16 protein-coding genes are annotated in these 15913 nt (G+C 71.4%); 12 read left to right on the top strand and 4 right to left on the bottom strand.

Annotated features, from left to right (window positions below):
* The first annotated feature begins 15 nt into the window (after positions 1–15).
* The 7 genes from aceB to ACQUQ1_RS08525 all read left to right on the top strand — a co-directional run bounded on the left by aceB (position 16) and on the right by ACQUQ1_RS08525 (position 7150).
* The gene (gene aceB, locus ACQUQ1_RS08495; protein ID WP_435063849.1) at positions 16–1320 is read left to right on the top strand and encodes a malate synthase AceB; all 1305 of its coding nucleotides are present in this window, start codon (positions 16–18) and stop codon (positions 1318–1320) included.
* Positions 1321–1478: 158 nt separating this feature from the next.
* Positions 1479–2030, top strand: a complete 552-nt coding sequence (locus tag ACQUQ1_RS08500; RefSeq protein WP_435063850.1) for a diadenylate cyclase — start codon at positions 1479–1481, stop codon at positions 2028–2030.
* A gap of 50 nt (positions 2031–2080) precedes the next feature.
* Positions 2081–2797, top strand: a complete 717-nt coding sequence (locus tag ACQUQ1_RS08505; RefSeq protein WP_435063851.1) for a fumarylacetoacetate hydrolase family protein — start codon at positions 2081–2083, stop codon at positions 2795–2797.
* Between the two features lie 70 nt (positions 2798–2867).
* Positions 2868–3893 carry a GAF domain-containing protein gene (locus ACQUQ1_RS08510; protein WP_435063852.1) on the top strand — a complete coding sequence of 342 codons (1026 nt, stop codon included), beginning with the start codon at positions 2868–2870 and terminating at the stop codon, positions 3891–3893.
* Positions 3894–4048: 155 nt separating this feature from the next.
* Entirely contained in the window at positions 4049–5005 is a 957-nt protein-coding gene (locus tag ACQUQ1_RS08515) for a D-2-hydroxyacid dehydrogenase (RefSeq protein ID WP_435063853.1), read from the top strand.
* A 99-nt stretch (positions 5006–5104) separates the two neighbouring features.
* A complete protein-coding gene (locus tag ACQUQ1_RS08520) occupies positions 5105–5641 on the top strand; it encodes a helix-turn-helix domain-containing protein (protein WP_435063854.1) in 537 nt (178 codons plus the stop codon).
* Positions 5642–5893: 252 nt separating this feature from the next.
* On the top strand, positions 5894–7150 hold the full coding sequence (locus ACQUQ1_RS08525) for an alanine--tRNA ligase-related protein (RefSeq protein WP_435063855.1): 1257 nt from the start codon (positions 5894–5896) through the stop codon (positions 7148–7150).
* 58 nt (positions 7151–7208) lie between these two features.
* Here ACQUQ1_RS08525 and ACQUQ1_RS08530 read toward each other — a convergent pair whose 3' ends face one another.
* Positions 7209–8504 (bottom strand): carboxypeptidase-like regulatory domain-containing protein, encoded by a 1296-nt coding sequence (locus ACQUQ1_RS08530; RefSeq protein ID WP_435063856.1) that lies wholly within the window; start codon positions 8502–8504, stop codon positions 7209–7211.
* 154 nt (positions 8505–8658) lie between these two features.
* Here ACQUQ1_RS08530 and ACQUQ1_RS08535 point away from each other — a divergent pair, with 154 nt between their 5' ends.
* On the top strand, positions 8659–9822 hold the full coding sequence (locus ACQUQ1_RS08535) for an acyl-CoA dehydrogenase family protein (protein WP_435063857.1): 1164 nt from the start codon (positions 8659–8661) through the stop codon (positions 9820–9822).
* Positions 9819–10370 carry an HAD family hydrolase gene (locus ACQUQ1_RS08540; RefSeq protein ID WP_435063858.1) on the top strand — a complete coding sequence of 184 codons (552 nt, stop codon included), beginning with the start codon at positions 9819–9821 and terminating at the stop codon, positions 10368–10370. Before ACQUQ1_RS08535 ends, ACQUQ1_RS08540 begins: the two co-directional genes overlap by 4 nt.
* Before the next feature lie 40 nt (positions 10371–10410).
* On the opposite strand, the gene ACQUQ1_RS08545 is transcribed toward ACQUQ1_RS08540, so the two are convergent.
* Together ACQUQ1_RS08545 and ACQUQ1_RS08550 are read right to left on the bottom strand one after the other, a co-directional pair.
* Positions 10411–10644, bottom strand: coding sequence for a DUF5822 domain-containing protein (locus tag ACQUQ1_RS08545; RefSeq protein WP_435063859.1), 234 nt, complete (start codon positions 10642–10644; stop codon positions 10411–10413).
* Positions 10645–10707: 63 nt separating this feature from the next.
* Positions 10708–11175 (bottom strand): type IV pilin, encoded by a 468-nt coding sequence (locus ACQUQ1_RS08550; RefSeq protein ID WP_435063860.1) that lies wholly within the window; start codon positions 11173–11175, stop codon positions 10708–10710.
* A 164-nt stretch (positions 11176–11339) separates the two neighbouring features.
* Here ACQUQ1_RS08550 and panB point away from each other — a divergent pair, with 164 nt between their 5' ends.
* Entirely contained in the window at positions 11340–12152 is an 813-nt protein-coding gene (gene panB, locus ACQUQ1_RS08555; protein WP_435063861.1) for a 3-methyl-2-oxobutanoate hydroxymethyltransferase, read from the top strand.
* 181 nt (positions 12153–12333) lie between these two features.
* Here panB and ACQUQ1_RS08560 read toward each other — a convergent pair whose 3' ends face one another.
* Positions 12334–13104: an alpha/beta fold hydrolase gene (locus ACQUQ1_RS08560; protein ID WP_435063862.1), complete on the bottom strand. Its 771-nt coding sequence runs from the start codon at positions 13102–13104 to the stop codon at positions 12334–12336.
* A 161-nt stretch (positions 13105–13265) separates the two neighbouring features.
* Here ACQUQ1_RS08560 and ACQUQ1_RS08565 point away from each other — a divergent pair, with 161 nt between their 5' ends.
* Together ACQUQ1_RS08565 and ACQUQ1_RS08570 are read left to right on the top strand one after the other, a co-directional pair.
* Positions 13266–13520, top strand: a complete 255-nt coding sequence (locus ACQUQ1_RS08565; protein ID WP_435063863.1) for a DUF7127 family protein — start codon at positions 13266–13268, stop codon at positions 13518–13520.
* Entirely contained in the window at positions 13517–15778 is a 2262-nt protein-coding gene (locus ACQUQ1_RS08570) for a CDC48 family AAA ATPase (RefSeq protein WP_435063864.1), read from the top strand. The genes ACQUQ1_RS08565 and ACQUQ1_RS08570 overlap by 4 nt, the downstream gene beginning before the upstream one ends.
* The last annotated feature ends 135 nt before the right edge of the window (positions 15779–15913 follow it).

A 15913-nucleotide genomic window follows, 5' to 3' on the forward strand; every position in this document is an offset into this window, starting at 1 on the left:
GTGAAACCGGCACACATGAGCGTACAACGGAATTACGAACGGGAGTTCGTTCGGACGTTCTTCACGTCCCCGACGGCCGTCCAGGGGGAGGACGACTCCGCGAAGATGCTCCGAAGCGCCGCACAGCTCCGGGGTATGCAGGCGCCGGACGTGTGGATCCCGGACAACGAGGACGCGACCGCGCCCTCGATGCGCGACGAGGGGGTCGAGAACATCATCGACGTGGTGAGCGAACACGGCGCCGACTTCCCCGGCGAGATCCATCCCCGGGTCGTGTGGCACCGGGAGGACCCCTCGAAGCGGCTCGACGGCTTCGAGTACATGCGGGAGATCGCCGACCCCGAGAACGGGGCGGTCGACCACATCGACGGGTTCGTCATCCCGGAGGTCGGCGACATCGACGACTGGAAGAAGGCCGACGAGTTCTTCCAGATCGTCGAGGACGAGCACGGCCTGGAGGAGGGGAGCCTCTCGATGTCCGTCATCGTCGAGAGCGGCGAGGCCGAGATCGCCCTGAACCGCATCCGCGACGAGATGGGCAAGCCCTCGAACACCCTCGAACGGATGTTCATGCTCGTCGACGGCGAGGTCGACTACACGAAGGACATGCGCGCGATGACGCCCACGGGCGAACTGCCCGAGTGGCCCGAACTCCGCCACAACACCTCGAAGGGCGCCAGCGCCGCGGGGCTGATCGCCGTCGACGGGCCGTACGACAACATCCGGGACGTCGAGGGCTACAGGGAGCGGATGGAGGCGAACCGCGCGAAGGGGATGACAGGCATCTGGTCGCTCACCCCCAAGCAGGTCGAGGTGGCGAACAAGGCGCCGCTCCCGCCGAGGACGGGGAGCTGGCTGCTCGACGTCGGCGGCGACGAGGTCGAACTCGTCTCCGAGGGCGACCGCGAGGTGTACGACGGCGACGACGTGTCGCTGTCGGCCGACGGCGACTCGTACGTCCTCACCGTCGACGGCGACGAGCACGAACTGAGCGGGGAGGAGCTCCGCGAGGAGCTGCTCGACCGCACCTCCTACGTCCCGAGCATGGACGACATCGTCGAGTCGATGGAGGAGTTCGAGGCGGCCAAGGAGGCCGGCAAGGGCGCCATCGCGATGACGCAGTCGGCGACGCTCGTCATCGACGGCGTCGAGGTCGACGTGAGCAAGGACCGCATGTGGGACGAGGCGACCTATCAGGCGGCCCAGACGCCGATCACCCTGTTCCAGGACGTGTACGAGCACCGCCCGGACCAGCACGAGGAACTCGAGGAGATATACGGCGCCGACGTGGTCGAGCGGGCGACGAACGTCGGGAACTGAGGCGACGAGGCGGCCGCCTCCCGCCGTTACCCGGTGGTCCGTGGAGGCAGTCGCCGTCGTGCGGGGACTGTTCTCCCATCACTCGCTCGGACGCCGGTAGCTCGGGCGTCTCTGACCGTGCGACGATTTATTCCGCTCGGTGCCGTGTTGTCCCTCGAATGGACGAACTGGACCGGGTCCTGAACCGATACGCGACCAGCCAGGCCCTGATGGATCAGATCAGGTACACCGCCGAGACGTTGAGCCTGGAGTTCGACCGGTGGGGCGAGCGACACGTCAGCGGCCCGGGGCTGTACTTCCTCGTCGTGGCCGAGGTCAACTTCGGCGAGTACACCGACCCGCTGGGGGCCAATACCTGGCCCGTCGACCGGTGCCGGGTCGTCACTGACTCGCCCGAGGCGTTCACCGCCGTCGCGCGGGACGTCGCGTTCGGCCACGACGGGGCCGTCGTCGTGACCGGCGACGGAACCATTCAGGAGCAGATGGTTCGGGTGCGGAGCCCGACGGTGACGGACGCCGAGTCGGCCCCGGAGTACCCCGACTGGATGGGGACCAGACACCTGAGCGCGCTGGAGGCGTCGACCCGCGACGAGGTGCTGTGGGCGGTCACCCTGAGCGAGGAGGACGGCCGCGTGACGACGTTCCTGAACGGGACGTACCAGGACTATCCGCGCGACCAGATCGGCGGTCGCTGGCGGCCCACGGGGTGACGGGCCGCGGGACCGGGAGCTACTTCCCCCGCCGCCCGCCACCGACCGGTATGCGACTGGCACGCGCCCGCACGGACGACGGCGTCCGCGAGGGGGAGTACCGCGACGGCCGGCTCGTGACCGACGACGCGGAGTACGAGGTCGGCGAGTCCGACCTGCTCGCGCCCTGCGACCCGGACGCGCTGTTCTGCGTCGGCCGCAACTACGCGGCGACGCTCGACCAGATGGACTACGAGCGCCCCGAGGAGCCCGACTTCTTCATCAAGCCGCCCCACTCCGTCGTGGGCCACCGCGACCCCGTCCCGTACCCCGAGTGGACGGACGAACTCACCTACGCGGGCGAGCTCGTCGCCGTCATCGACGAGCCGTGTTCGGACCTCGCGCCGGCGGAGGTGCCGGAGGTCGTGCGCGGCTACACCCTGATGAACGACCTCGACGCGCTCGACCAGCAGGGGCGCACCGCCCGCAAGGCGTTCACCGCCTCCGGCCCGCTGGGGCCGTGGATCGAGACGGACGTCGACCCGACGGGCATCGACATGCACACCGACGTGGGCGGCGAGCGCAGACAGGAGGCCAACACGGAGCTGATGCTGTTCGACCCCTACGAGGTCGTCTCGTTCCTCTCGAAGCGGTTCCGGTTCCGCGCCGGCGACTGCGTCGCGTTCGGGTCGCCCGCGAACCCCGGGCTCGTCGAGGCCGGCGAGTCCGTCGAGATCACCTACGAGGGCGTGGGGACCCTCGCGAACGAGGTCGTCGACCGCCCCTGAGATCCCTCCGAGTATCACGTTCGATACTGAGAGGGGCACGCTTACGTTCGGTACCCATAGTTTCCCGGACATGACCTCGGGTGGGACGGCGGAGGCGGACGCGCGTGTCACCCACGGCACGCTGGACGGGACGCCCGAGCGCTTCGTCGTCGTCAGCGGCGACGCCGACTGGGTCGACCGGCTCGCCGCGGCGGCGGACGCGCCGGTCGACGGGGTGGCCGCCGAACGGGCCGGCGAACTCGGCCCGGCGCGGGAGGGCTACCCGGCGGCGGTGATCGTCGACGGCGAGGCCGCGACCGATCCGATGGTCCCGTTCGTCGAGGCGCGGGAGTCGTACCCGGACGCCGCCTGCCTGCTCGCGGGGGGCGCCGCCCGCGTCGACGCCCGCGCCGTCCCGGAGGCGGACCCCCGACCGGTCGTGTTGGAGTACCTGCCCGTCAGGGACCCCGAGTCGGTCGCGGCCGCGGCCGAGACGGCCGTCGAGCGGCGGACCCATCGGGGCTATCCGGTCCCCGACCGCGAGGACGACCGCGTCGCGACCGCGCGCGCGCTCGCCGGGGAGGGGCTCGACGCGGACGCCGGCGACGCGTTCGACGGCCTCGCCGCGGCGGCGGCGCGGGCAGTCGACGCCGACGCGGCGACCGTCTCCGTGCTCGGCGACTACCGGCTCTGGCACGTCGGCGTGGCCGGCGAGCGGTTCGAGGAACTGGAGGAGCCGCTGGCCCCATCGGTCGACCGTGCCCGGACCGTCTCGACGTACACGGTCCTCGAAGACGGCGTCCACGACGTCCCGGACCTCGCCTCGGACCCCCGGTTCGAGGCCGACTCTCGCGCCCTCGAACTCGGCCTGCGCGCGTACCTCGGCGCCCCGCTGCGCGTCGACGGACACGCGGTCGGTACGCTGTCGACGTTCCGGCGCGAGCCGGCGTCGTTCGGCGACGGCGCGGACGCCACGCTCCGGTCGATCGCCGCCGTCGGGGCGGACCTTCTCGCGGCCGCTTCGGCCGCCGCCGGCGACCTCGACGACCTCGACGGGCTCGACCCGGCGGCCGCCGTCACGGACCTCCCCGGAGACGGCTCGACCGACGAGGACTGAACGGCGGACGGGGCTCCCGGACCGTCGCCGTTCGCGGAGTGTCTCGATCGCCCGCGAGTATCGCACGTCGCTATCGGGGGTGTGTCGACCGGCACACGCGCCGGCCGGCTTCCGCCCTCGTCGTAGTTAAGTGCGGCCCCTCCGTGCGGCCGGGCATGCGAATCGTCGTCACGCGGCAGAAGATCCACGGACACGCACCGGGGGAGTTGGCGGAGGAGATCCGCGAGCGGCTTCCCGACCACGAGGTCGTCGTCGCGGACACCCCCGAACGCGAGCGCGAGTCCCTCCGGGACGCCGACGTCGCCGTCGGCGAGGGGTTCGCCGTGGAGAACCACCTCGCGGACGCGGACGCGCTGCGGCTGTTCGCGGGCGTGTACGCCGGCACGGGCCACCTCGACCTGGAGTCGTTCGAGGAGGCCGGCGTGGCCGTCACGAACGCCTCGGGCGTCCACGAGCCGAACATCTCCGAGTACGTGATCGGCGCGCTCGTCTCGCTCGCGCGCGACTTCCGGCGGGCGACCCGTCAGCAGGACCGCCGCGAGTGGCGAGCCTATCAAACGAAGGAGCTGTACGACTCGACGGTGACGGTCGTCGGCCTGGGCGCCATCGGGACCGCCGTCTGCGACCGGCTGGAGCCGTTCGGCGTCGAGACGCTCGGCGTGCGCTACACGCCCGAGAAGGGTGGCCCCACCGACGAGGTGTTCGGCTTCGAGGAGCTGCACGACGCGCTCGCGCGGACGGACCACCTCGTGCTCGCGTGCCCGCTCACGGACGCGACCGAGGGGCTGATCGACGGCGAGGCGCTGCGGACGCTCCCCCCGGACGCGACGCTGGTGAACGTCGCGCGCGGTCCCGTCGTCGACACGGACGACCTCGTGCACGCGCTCCGGTGGAACCACGTCCGCGGGGCGTTCCTCGACGTGACCGACCCGGAGCCGCTGCCGGAGGACCACCCGCTGTGGGGCTTCGACGACGTGCACATCACCCCACACAACGCGGGTCACACCCCCCGGTACTTCGCCCGCGTCGCGGACATCCTCGCCGGCAACGTCGAACGGCTCGCGGCCGCCGACGGCGACGCGGTCCCCGACCTGGAGAACCGGGTGGTCTGACTCCCCCGGCCGGCGGGGGGCGTCCCCTCGGGCGGACGCCGCCGAGGGGGCCCCGTCGACGGAACACGGTTTTAACTGTCGGAGGTCGTACGGGAGGGCATGGCAAAGTACTCCACCGGAAGCGGCGGTGGCGGCGGCGACGGCGGCGCCTGCGAGCTGTGCGGACGAGAGGACACGAAACTGTCGCGCGCCAACGTCGCCGGCGCCGACCTGTTGGTCTGTTCCGACTGTGCGCCCCACGACGACACCGCCCAGCGCCGTGGTTCGGGCCGCGGCGGGGGCGGCGGGGGCGGGTCCGGCGGACGCGACGGGGACGAGCCGAGCAGGAAGAAGCGCGCGGCCCAGAACGTCGCGAAGGCGATGGACGCCTCCACCGGCGACTCGCGCCACTGGGAGGAGGAGGGCACCGACTACGAGGAGGACCGCCTCCCGTACCTCGTCAAGGGGTACGGCGAGGTGGTCACCGGGGCCCGCCAGGACGCGGGGATGACGGTGGACGAACTCGCCGCGGAGCTCGGCGTCGACGCCGAACAGGTCCACGCGGTCGAGGAGGGCCGCGCCGCCCGCGCCGGCGTCGGCGGGTCGACGGTGCGCGGCATCGAGGAGGTTCTGGACGTGAGCCTCGTGGACGAGTAGCGCGAGGGCGACCGAAGGGAGGCCTCGGACGGACGGCGGAGCGGTCTTCGTGCCGCTCCGCCCACGAAGCGGAAGGCGGGGCGCGAGCGAGGCGAGGCGCGACCGGAGGAAGCGCCTCGATGCGAACGGCGAGCGGAGCGAGCCGTGACCGGGGGCGAGCGCCTCGGATGGACGGCGGAGCAGTCCCCGCGCCCGTCCGCTCGCCCCTGCCGCGGGCGGACGACTTTTCGGCTCCGGCGGCAACCCTCGCGCATGAGCGACTCGCTCGCGCCGGCAGAGCCGGAGGTGCTGGAGTTCGAGACGACGGTCGGATCGGTCGACGGCCGCGAGGTGACTCTCGCGGAGACGTACTTCTATCCCGAGGGGGGCGGCCAGCCCGCCGACCGCGGGACGCTCGGGGGGATCGAGGTGACGGACGTGCAGTCGCGCGCGGACGCGGTCGTCCACACGCTCGGCGAGGCGCCCGAGTTCGGCGCGGGCGACACGGTCGCGGGGGTCGTCGACGCCGACTTCCGGACGTACTGCAAGCGCGCACACACCGCCAGCCACGTGCTGTACGGCGCCGGGCGTCGGCTCCTGGACGACCTGGGGTACGGCGGCTTCGGGATCCGGGCGGCGCCGCGCGGCGAGGGCGCCGACGGGGACCCCGAGAGCGCCGACGAGAAGGTCCGCGTCGACTTCGAGACGAGCACCGAGATCACCGACGACGTGCTCGTGGAGTTGGAGCGGCTGGTCAACCGCGCGGTGTGGGACTCCCGGCCGGTCTCCTGGGAGGAGGTGCCCGTCGACGAGGCGCGCGCCGACGGCGACGTGGCCTTCAACACGAAGACCGAGGAGGGCGTCATGGACGACGCGGATACGGTCCGCGTCGTGACCGTCGAGGGCTGGGACCGGGCGGCCTGCGGCGGCACGCACGTCCGCAACACCCGAGAGATCGGGCCCGTGACGGTGCTGGGCCGCTCGAACCCCGGCGAGGGGCTCACCCGCGTCGAGTTCGCCGTCGGCCCGGCCGGCATCGAGCGACGGACGGAGACGCACCGGGGCGCCCGCGCCGCGGCCCGCGAACTCGGCGTCGCGCTCGCGGACCTGCCGGACGCCGTCGCGCGCCTGGCCGCCGAGCGCGACGACCTGGCGGACGAGGTGGCCGATCTGGAGTCCGAGGTCCTCGGGAGCCGCATCCGCGACCTCGACCGGACGGAGCGCGACGGGGCGGTCTGGCGGGTCGGCACGCTGTCGGGGTTCGACGCGAACGCGGTCGGGGAGGCCGCGAAGTCGGTCGTCCGCGAGGGAGAAGCCGACGGGCGGACCGCGGACGCGGTCGCCGTCGTCGGATCCGGCGACGCCCCGTTCGTCGTCGTCGCCTCCGACGGGAGCGTCGACGCGGGCGACGTGGTCGACGACGTGACCGGCGAGTTCGGCGGGGGCGGCGGCGGGTCGCCCCGGTTCGCACAGGGAGGCGGGCTGTCGGCCGACCCCGCGGAGGTCGTCGCGTTCCTGCGGGAGCCGTAGCGGCACCCGCGGTCGGCGCAGCCGACGGCGTCCTCGTGCCCGAGAGACGGGCGCTAGCCTACTCGCCTCCGCGGCCCGTCCGGCGGGTGAACAGCGCGCCGAGCGCGAGGAGCGCGAGGAGCGCAGTCGCCGGCGTGAAGCCGGGGAAGCTGACCCCGGTGTCCGGTTCCTCGGTGGCGGTCGTCGTGGGACTCGCCGTCGCGGTCGGCGTCGGCGACTCCGTCGGGGTCGCGGTCTCGGTGCGCGCCGAGACCGCCCGGATCGTCAGCCCCTCCGAGGTGAGATCCTCCGTCTCGGCGACGACCGTGTGGTTGCCCGCGGACTCGAACCGGATCGTGACGGTCCCGTCGCCGCCGGTCGTGCCGACCTCCTCGCCGTCGACGAGGATCCGGGCGTCCGCGACCGGGTCGCCGTAGGCGTCGGCGACGCTGACGACGGTCCGCTCGCCGACGAGCACCCGCCGGTTTACCGCGGTGACGTTCAGCCGTGGCGTCCTGCTGATGTTGAGCCGGACGGTCATCGGGGACTCACCCACCTCGACGGTTCGCGTCACCGTCTCGTACCCCTCCTTCGTCACCTCGAGTTCGAGGTCGGCGTTGACGGGGACCTGCGCGGTCGCCTCGCCGTTCCGGAGGGTGGTGAAGGTCCCCGCCGTCTCCAGCCGCAACTGGGCGTTACTGACCGGCTCGGGCGGATCGAACCGGTCGTCGGTGACGACGAACGAGACCGTGACCGACCCCTGCTCCAGCGTCACCGTCTCCCGGGCGGAGTCGTCGACCGTCACGTCCCGGTTCACACGGTAGTATCCCCGTTTGACGACGGTGAGGCTGTAGTCTCGCTGTTCGACGTCGCCGCTGGTGAAGCCGCCGTTCGCGTTCGTCCGGCCGCTGACCACGACGTCGCCGTCCTCCCGGAGGACGACGAGCGCGTCGCCGACGGCGTTCCCGCGTTCGTCCTCGACGCGGACGGTGAGCGACCCCCGCTCGCGGACGGTGACCGTGACGGTCTCCTCCCGGGCGTCCTCGACGACGACGGGGTTGTTGCGGACGTACTCGGGGTGGTCGACCGCGACCTCGACGGTCGCGCCGGCGGGCACGTCGACGAAGGCTCGCCCGTTGCTCGCGGTCGTCGCCGTCGTGGAGCCGTTCTCCCACGAGGCGGTGATCGTCGCGCTCCCGACCGGATCGCCACCCGGCGTCCGGACGGCGACGGTGAGCGTGACGGTCTCCTCCTGGGCCCCCGCGGGTTCGACGCCGTCGCTCGGTCCCGCCGCGGAGCCGACGCCGACGACGGCCGGAGCCAGCACCAGGACGACGACCGTCGCGAACACAGCGAGTCGGTTCGATGTACGCATGTGTGTGCCCCAACAGTTCGCGCCGGAAAGGTACGAACAGCATTCGACCGGACGTGTGCCTGTTAAGGCCGGCTTTCCGGCCGTCAGCCGGGGGCGCGACGCGCGTGGGGCGGGAGTCAGACACGCTTAACCTCCGGGCGCCGAAGATCCGGCCATGTCGAACGCGAACCCGGGCGCGTACGGTCACTCCCCCTCCTCGCTCTCCGAGGAGGAGCGCGCCATCCGCGAGGTCGTTCGGGAGGTCGCGGTCGAGGAACTCCGGCCGGGCGCGCGCGAGGCCGACGAGAGCGAGACGTTCCCGGAGGAGGCGTGGGACCGGCTCGCCGACCTCGATCTGACCGGACTCACGACCCCCGAGGAGTACGGCGGCTTCGACGCGGACCGCTCGACGTACGCGCTCGTGAACGAGGAGATCGCGTACGGACAGCTCGCGGTCGCGACCGCGCTCTCGGTTCACTGTCTCGCCACCTCCTGCATCGCGAACTTCGGCTCCGAGGCGGTGCGCGAGGAGTGGCTCCCAGAGATGGTGGACGGCAGGCCGGTCGGCGCGTTCTGCCTCTCCGAGCCCGACGCGGGGTCGAACCCCGCGGAGATGAGCACGACCGCCGAACGCGACGGCGACGAGTACGTGCTGAACGGACAGAAGCAGTGGATCACGAACGGCGAGCGCGCGGGGGTGTACATCGTCTTCGCGAAGACGGACCCGGCGGACGACGACTCGATCACGCAGTTCCTCGTCCCCGCGGACTTCGACGGCGTCGAGGTGGGAAAGAAGGAGGAGAAGCTCGGCCTGCGGGCGTCCGACACCGTCGGGATGCAGTTCTCCGACGTGCGCGTCCCCGAGCGGTACCGCCTCACCGAGGAGGGGAAGGGGCTGTCGGCGGCGCTGTCGACGCTCACCGGCGGCCGTATCGCCATCGCCGCGCAGGCGGTCGGGCTCGCGCAGGCGGCGTTCGACGAGGCCCGCGAGTACGCGGGCGAGCGCGAGCAGTTCGGGAAGCCGATCGCCGATATCCAGACGATCCGGCACAAGCTCGCCGAGATGGGGACGAGGATCCAGGCGTCCCGCCTGCTCGTCCGCGAGGCGGCCCGGCAGGCCGACGCCGGCGAGGACCCCCGGCTGGCGGCGTCGATGGCGAAGTACTTCGCCAGCGAGTCGGCCGTCGACGTGACCAACGAGGCGGTCCAGATCCACGGCGGGTACGGCTACATGAGCGAGTTCGACGTGGAGCGGTTCTACCGCGACTCGAAGATCACGACCATCTACGAGGGGACGACCGAGATCCAGAAGACGATCATCGCCAGGGAACTCCTGTGACCGTGGTCGGAGACGGGGACGCAGCCGCCGACTACGGCGGCTACGACGCGGTCGTGTTCGACCTCGACGGCACGCTCGTCAGGCTCGCGGTCGATTGGGACGCCGCCGCCAGCGACGCCGTCGCGCTGTTCGAGCGCCACGGTCACGACGCGGCGGGCGCCGGGCTGTGGGACCTCCTCGAACGCGCCGACGACGTCGGACTCCGGTCGGAGCTGGAGGCGGTGCTCGCCGAGCACGAGACGAGCGGCGCCGCCGCCTCCGAGCGACTCGCGCACGCGGACCACCTCCCGCTGTCGGTGCCGACCGGGGTGTGCTCGCTCAACTGCGAGGCGGCGTGCCGGACCGCCCTGGAGCGGCACGACCTCGCCGACCACGTCGCGAGCGTCGTCGGTCGGGACTCGGTACCGACGTACAAGCCCGACCCGGCGCCGCTGCTCGCGACGCTCGACGACCTCGGCGTCGTTCCCGACCGCGGGCTGTTCGTCGGCGACTCCGAGCGGGACGCAGTGACGGCCGAGCGCGCAGGCGTCGACTTCCGGTGGGTGTGACCCGGCCCGCTCGTCCTCGCTACCGACGGCGGTTCCCGCGTTATGCCCGGACGTTCTTCTCGTAGTAGTACGCGCCGAGGGCGGTCACGATCCAGACGACCGCGCCGACCCGGACCGCGAAGCCGGCGCGCGCTTCCCACGTCGGTAGCGCCACGAACGCCGACAGCGCCGCGACGAGCGCCGCGCCGACCGTGACGGTGACGACGAACGTCGCCTGCATCACCCAGCCGTAGTCCACCCCCTCCGGGTCGGTCGTCTCGACGCGCTCGGGCACGGGCGTGCATTCGAGTCGACCGGGTAAGCCGTGTCGGTTCCGCGGAACGGGTCCGGGAACCGATCAGCACCCGACGTTCTCGGGCGGCGCCGGGACCGACACGTCGTACACGACGAGCGTGCGTCCGTCCCTCCGGAAGACGACGGAGTACTCCTGGCCAGCCTCCGAGATCACGTCGAGCGCGCCGTCGCTCCCGCAGCCGTCGATGTGCGCGTACGATCCGGGACCGACTGTCGGGCCGGCGGTCCACACGTCGCTCCAGGCGACCTCGTTGCCCGACTCGTCGCGAATGAACACCTCGGTCCCGTCGGCGATGTCGCCGCCGCGGTGGTGGATCTCGATGTACGGCCGGTTCGAGTTGTCGGACCCGTCCGCCGAGTAGGCGGTCACGTCGAGGGCGACCTGCGGTGCGGGCTCCCCCAATCGGTCGTCGAAGCCGAGCGCCATCGCCCCGACGACGACGGCGAGGAGGGCGACGATGACGACCATGAGCGCGACGCCGATCGTCGGAGAGATGCCGCGGTCGGTCACTGACCGAACGTTCGGTCCGGGCGGATCAAAACTGTTCGCCCCCGAATATCAGGTCTGTGAACTCGGCGGCTCGATCCCGTGGTCGCCTCCGTAGGGGGTCGCGCTCCCCGGACTGGTGGGCCCGGATCCCACGGATTAATCGGGGGCCGCGCGTACGCCGGCACATGGTGACCACGCGGGACATCCGCGAGCGTGCCGGCGACGAGCCCATCACGATGCTGACGGCCTACGACGCGCCGACGGCGGCCGTCGTCGACGAGGTCGGGGTCGACGTGATCCTCGTGGGCGACTCGATGGGCAACGCGGTGCTCGGCTACGACTCCACGCTCCCCGTCACGGTCGAGGAGGTTCGGAGCCGGACGGCGGCGGTCGCCCGCGCGACCGACGACGCGCTCGTCGTCGCCGACATGCCGTTCCTCTCGTTCGGCGTCGACGAGGCCGACAGCATCGAACAGGCCGGCCGGATGCTGAAGGAGGCCGACGCCGACGCGGTGAAGCTCGAATCCGGTCCCCACACCGTGGACCTGACCCGACGGCTCACGGAGCTCGGCATCCCGGTGATGGCGCACCTCGGTCTGACTCCGCAGCACGTGAACCAGCTCGGGGGCTACCAGCGGCAGGGAACCGACGCCGAGGCGGCCGAGCGGATGCTGGAGCTCGCACGCGAGCACGAGGAGGCCGGCGCGTTCGCGCTCGTGCTCGAACACGTCCCCGCGAACCTCGCCGAGCAGGTGACCGCCGCGCTCGATATCCCGACCATCGGCATCGGCGCCGGACCGGACACCGACGGGCAGGTGCTCGTGATAACCGACGTGCTCGGCCTCGACGAGTGGTCCCCGCCGTTCTCGAAACAGTACGCCGACCTCCGCGGGGAGATGACGGAGGCGGTGTCCGCGTTCAAACGCGAGGTGGAGGAGGGCGAGTTCCCGGCCGAGGAACACAGCCACGAGGTGGACGACGTCGACGACGTGTACTGACGGCGCTTCTCCCGGTATCGCTGACAGGCGGCTCGTGTCGCTCCCGGGTCGACGAGCCGCGCACCCGCGAGACGACCCGGGGCTGTTCAGTCCGGCACGGCGACGCTGGGTCCGTTTCGCTATTTGAACGTTCGTCCGACGACCGCTTCACGTCGGGGCGGGGGCGGCCCGCTGCCGCGGACTACAGCCCGTCGAGGAACGTCTCGACCGCGTCGTTGAACGCGTCGGGGCGCTCGATCATCGTCAGGTGCGCGGCGTCGTCGACGACCGCGAGGTCGCCGTCGGGGATCTCGTCGGCGAGGTACTCGTGGTACGGGGGCGGCGTCAGGGCGTCGTGTTCGCCGACGACCGCCAGCGCGGGGACCTCGATCCCGTCGAGGCGCCCGCGGACGTCGAACTCGTGGCAGGTGCGGAAGTCGCGCTCGACGACGGCCCGTCCGGCGTCGCGCATCGACTCGCGGGAACGCTCAAGCGTCTCCTCGTCCGCGTCGTGAAACAGCCGGTCGGGCGCGTGGAGGAACTCTATCGCCCGGTCGAAGTCGTCCCGGAGCCACACGAGCAGGTCGTCGAGGACGGTCAGCTTCGCCCCCGTCCCCGCCAGAACGAGCCCGTCGAGGTGCAGATCGCGCTCCAGCGCGACCCACATCGCGACCGCGCCCCCGAGGGAGGTTCCGACGAGCACGGTCGCGCCCGTCGCCTCCGCGACGGCGACGACGTCGTCCGCGTACGCCTCGAGCGCGTCCGGGCCGCCGGTCGCGTCCACGTCGTCGCTTTCCCCGTGTCCGCTCAGGTCGAGCGCGGCGACCGCCGTCCGTCGAGCCAGGGGGGACTGCCCCGTCCACACCTCGCTCGACCCGCCGCTGCCGTGGACGCACACCAGTCCGGGACCGCCGGCGTCGGCGCCGCGGATCCGGTACGCCGTCCGCCGACCGTGGTGTTCGATCGTGTTCATACGATCCGTCCTCGGCCCGTAGTGATAAATCGGACGTGCGCCGTCACGACCGGACCGTTCGGTGAGAACCGCAACGATACTGTTCGAACGGGCACCTGCCGCCTTCATGCGATTAGTGCAAGAAAGATTTATATACTCAAGCGTATTACCTTGGGTTAGGAATGGACATGAACCAGCGCCACTCTACCGACCGCCGCGACCGGTTCGTTCGGCGGTACGACTACGGCGACGGCACCGTCGTCGCGGCGGACCTGAACGCGGCCGACGACGACGTGTCGGTCGACACCGTCGACGGCACGGCGATCGTCGTCGTCGAGCGGGGTGACGGGACCGACGAGTTCGAGTTCGATCTCCCCGGGCCGGCCGCAAGCGTTGACATCGAGAACGGCGTACTCACGATCGAGGTCCACGCATGAAGCTCACCGTCAAACCCCTGAAGCAGAAGGACGCCGGGCGACGCCTCGCCGCGATCGACCGCGTCGCGGCCGAGGAGCTCGACCTCTCCGGCGGCGACTACATCCGCATCGAGGGCGACTCCACGGCGATCGCCCGCGTCTGGCCGGGCTACCCCGAGGACGACAACACCGGCGTCGTCCGCATCGACGGCCAGCTCCGCCAGGAGGCGGGCGTCGGCATCGACGACCGCGTGACGGTCGAGCCCGCGGACGTGGAGCCGGCCGAGCGGATCACGATCGCGCTCCCGCAGCAGTTCGGCATCCGCGGCAACGTCGGCTCGATCATCCGCGACAAGCTCTCGGGCCAGCCCGTCACCCAGGGACAGACCATCCGGTTCCCCCTCGGGCTCGGCCTGATGGGGGGCGGCTCGCAGGCGGTCCCGCTGAAGATCGCCTCGACCACGCCGTCCGGGACCGTCGTCATCACCGACTCCACCGAGGTCGACATCTCCGAGAAGCCGGCCGAACAGATCGCGGAGTCCGCGGCCGGCGAGGGCGCCGAGACGCCGGACGTGACCTACGAGGACATCGGCGGTCTCGACGACGAACTGGAGCAGGTGCGCGAGATGATCGAGCTGCCGATGCGGCACCCCGAGCTGTTCAAGCGGCTCGGCATCGAGCCCCCGAAGGGCGTGCTCCTGCACGGCCCGCCGGGAACCGGGAAGACGCTCATCGCGAAGGCCGTCGCCAACGAGATCGACGCCCACTTCCAGACCCTCTCGGGCCCCGAGATCATGTCGAAGTACTACGGGGAGTCCGAGGAGCAGCTCCGCGAGGTGTTCGAGGAGGCCTCCGAGAACGCCCCCGCGATCATCTTCATGGACGAGCTCGACTCCATCGCGCCCAAGCGCGAGGAGGCGAGCGGCGACGTGGAACGCCGCGTCGTGGCCCAGCTGCTCTCGCTGATGGACGGCCTGGAGGACCGCGGCGAGGTCGTCGTCATCGGCGCGACCAACCGCGTCGACGCGATCGACCCCGCGCTCCGGCGCGGCGGCCGCTTCGACCGCGAGATCGAGGTCGGCGTCCCGGACCGCGACGGGCGCAAGGAGATCCTCCAGGTCCACACCCGGAACATGCCGCTGTCGGACGACATCGACATCGACGAGTACGCCGAGACCACCCACGGCTTCGTCGGCGCCGACATCGAGAGCCTCGCGAAGGAGGCCGGCATGAACGCCCTCCGTCGCATCCGGCCGCAGATCGACCTCGAGGAGGACGAGATCGACGCCGAGATCCTCGAGTCGATCAAGATCACGCCGACCGACATGAAGGAGGCGCTGAAGGGCATCGAGCCCTCCGCGCTCCGCGAGGTCTTCGTCGAGGTCCCCGACGTCACCTGGGACGACGTGGGCGGGCTCGACGACACGAAGGAGCGCCTCCGCGAGACGATCCAGTGGCCCCTCGACTACCCCGAGGTGTTCGAGGCCATGGACATGGAGTCGGCCAAGGGCGTGCTCATGTACGGCCCGCCGGGCACGGGGAAGACCCTGCTGGCGAAGGCCGTCGCCAACGAGTCGGAGTCCAACTTCATCTCCGTGAAGGGGCCGGAGCTGCTGAACAAGTACGTCGGCGAGTCCGAGAAGGGCGTCCGCGAGATCTTCAGCAAGGCCCGCGAGAACGCCCCGACCGTCATCTTCTTCGACGAGATCGACGCGATCGCCACCGAGCGCGGCACCAACACCGGCGACTCGGGCGTCTCCGAGCGCGTCGTCTCCCAGCTCCTGACCGAGCTGGACGGCCTGGAGACGCTGGAGGACGTGGTCGTCATCGCGACGACGAACCGGCCGGACCTCATCGACAACGCGCTGCTGCGTCCGGGCCGGCTCGACCGCCACGTCCACGTGCCCGTCCCCGACGAGGAGGCGCGCCGCAAGATCTTCGCGGTCCACACCGAGCACAAGCCCCTGGCCGACGGGGTCGACCTCGACGCGCTCGCGAGCCGCACGGAGGGCTACGTCGGCGCGGACATCGAGGCGGTCTGCCGCGAGGCGTCGATGAACGCCTCCCGGGAGTTCATCCAGTCGGTGTCGCCCGAGGAGGTGGACGAGTCCGTCGGCAACGTCCGCGTGACGATGGCGCACTTCGAGCAGGCGCTCGAGGAGGTCCACCCCTCCGTCACCGACGAGACGAAGGAGCGCTACGAGGAGATCGAACGGCGGTTCCGGAACCGCGAGGCCCGCGACGAGCGCGAGGCCGAGCTGGGTCGGACGTTCCAGTGAACCTCTTTTAGCGGGGGCATGTCCTCGCGGGCGGCTTCGCCGCCCGCTGCGGCCAGACCCCGCTAAAACCCGTTCATGCCAAAAAGCCGCTCGTTCGCCAGCCTCCGGCTGGCTCACTCGCGGTACGACTGCTGA

This window comes from Halobaculum sp. EA56 (genome assembly GCF_051195075.1).
GTDB lineage: Archaea > Halobacteriota > Halobacteria > Halobacteriales > Haloferacaceae > Halobaculum.

What these genes read in the sequence shown, in the direction of transcription:
- aceB (WP_435063849.1), top strand. Translation starts at nt 16, where the DNA reads ATGAGCGTACAACGGAATTACGAACGGGAGTTCGTTCGGACGTTCTTC.
- ACQUQ1_RS08500 (WP_435063850.1), top strand. Translation starts at nt 1,479, where the DNA reads ATGGACGAACTGGACCGGGTCCTGAACCGATACGCGACCAGCCAGGCC.
- ACQUQ1_RS08505 (WP_435063851.1), top strand. Translation starts at nt 2,081, where the DNA reads ATGCGACTGGCACGCGCCCGCACGGACGACGGCGTCCGCGAGGGGGAG.
- ACQUQ1_RS08510 (WP_435063852.1), top strand. Translation starts at nt 2,868, where the DNA reads ATGACCTCGGGTGGGACGGCGGAGGCGGACGCGCGTGTCACCCACGGC.
- ACQUQ1_RS08515 (WP_435063853.1), top strand. Translation starts at nt 4,049, where the DNA reads ATGCGAATCGTCGTCACGCGGCAGAAGATCCACGGACACGCACCGGGG.
- ACQUQ1_RS08520 (WP_435063854.1), top strand. Translation starts at nt 5,105, where the DNA reads ATGGCAAAGTACTCCACCGGAAGCGGCGGTGGCGGCGGCGACGGCGGC.
- ACQUQ1_RS08525 (WP_435063855.1), top strand. Translation starts at nt 5,894, where the DNA reads ATGAGCGACTCGCTCGCGCCGGCAGAGCCGGAGGTGCTGGAGTTCGAG.
- ACQUQ1_RS08530 (WP_435063856.1), bottom strand. Translation starts at nt 8,504, where the DNA reads ATGCGTACATCGAACCGACTCGCTGTGTTCGCGACGGTCGTCGTCCTG.
- ACQUQ1_RS08535 (WP_435063857.1), top strand. Translation starts at nt 8,659, where the DNA reads ATGTCGAACGCGAACCCGGGCGCGTACGGTCACTCCCCCTCCTCGCTC.
- panB (WP_435063861.1), top strand. Translation starts at nt 11,340, where the DNA reads ATGGTGACCACGCGGGACATCCGCGAGCGTGCCGGCGACGAGCCCATC.
- ACQUQ1_RS08560 (WP_435063862.1), bottom strand. Translation starts at nt 13,104, where the DNA reads ATGAACACGATCGAACACCACGGTCGGCGGACGGCGTACCGGATCCGC.
- ACQUQ1_RS08565 (WP_435063863.1), top strand. Translation starts at nt 13,266, where the DNA reads ATGGACATGAACCAGCGCCACTCTACCGACCGCCGCGACCGGTTCGTT.
- ACQUQ1_RS08570 (WP_435063864.1), top strand. Translation starts at nt 13,517, where the DNA reads ATGAAGCTCACCGTCAAACCCCTGAAGCAGAAGGACGCCGGGCGACGC.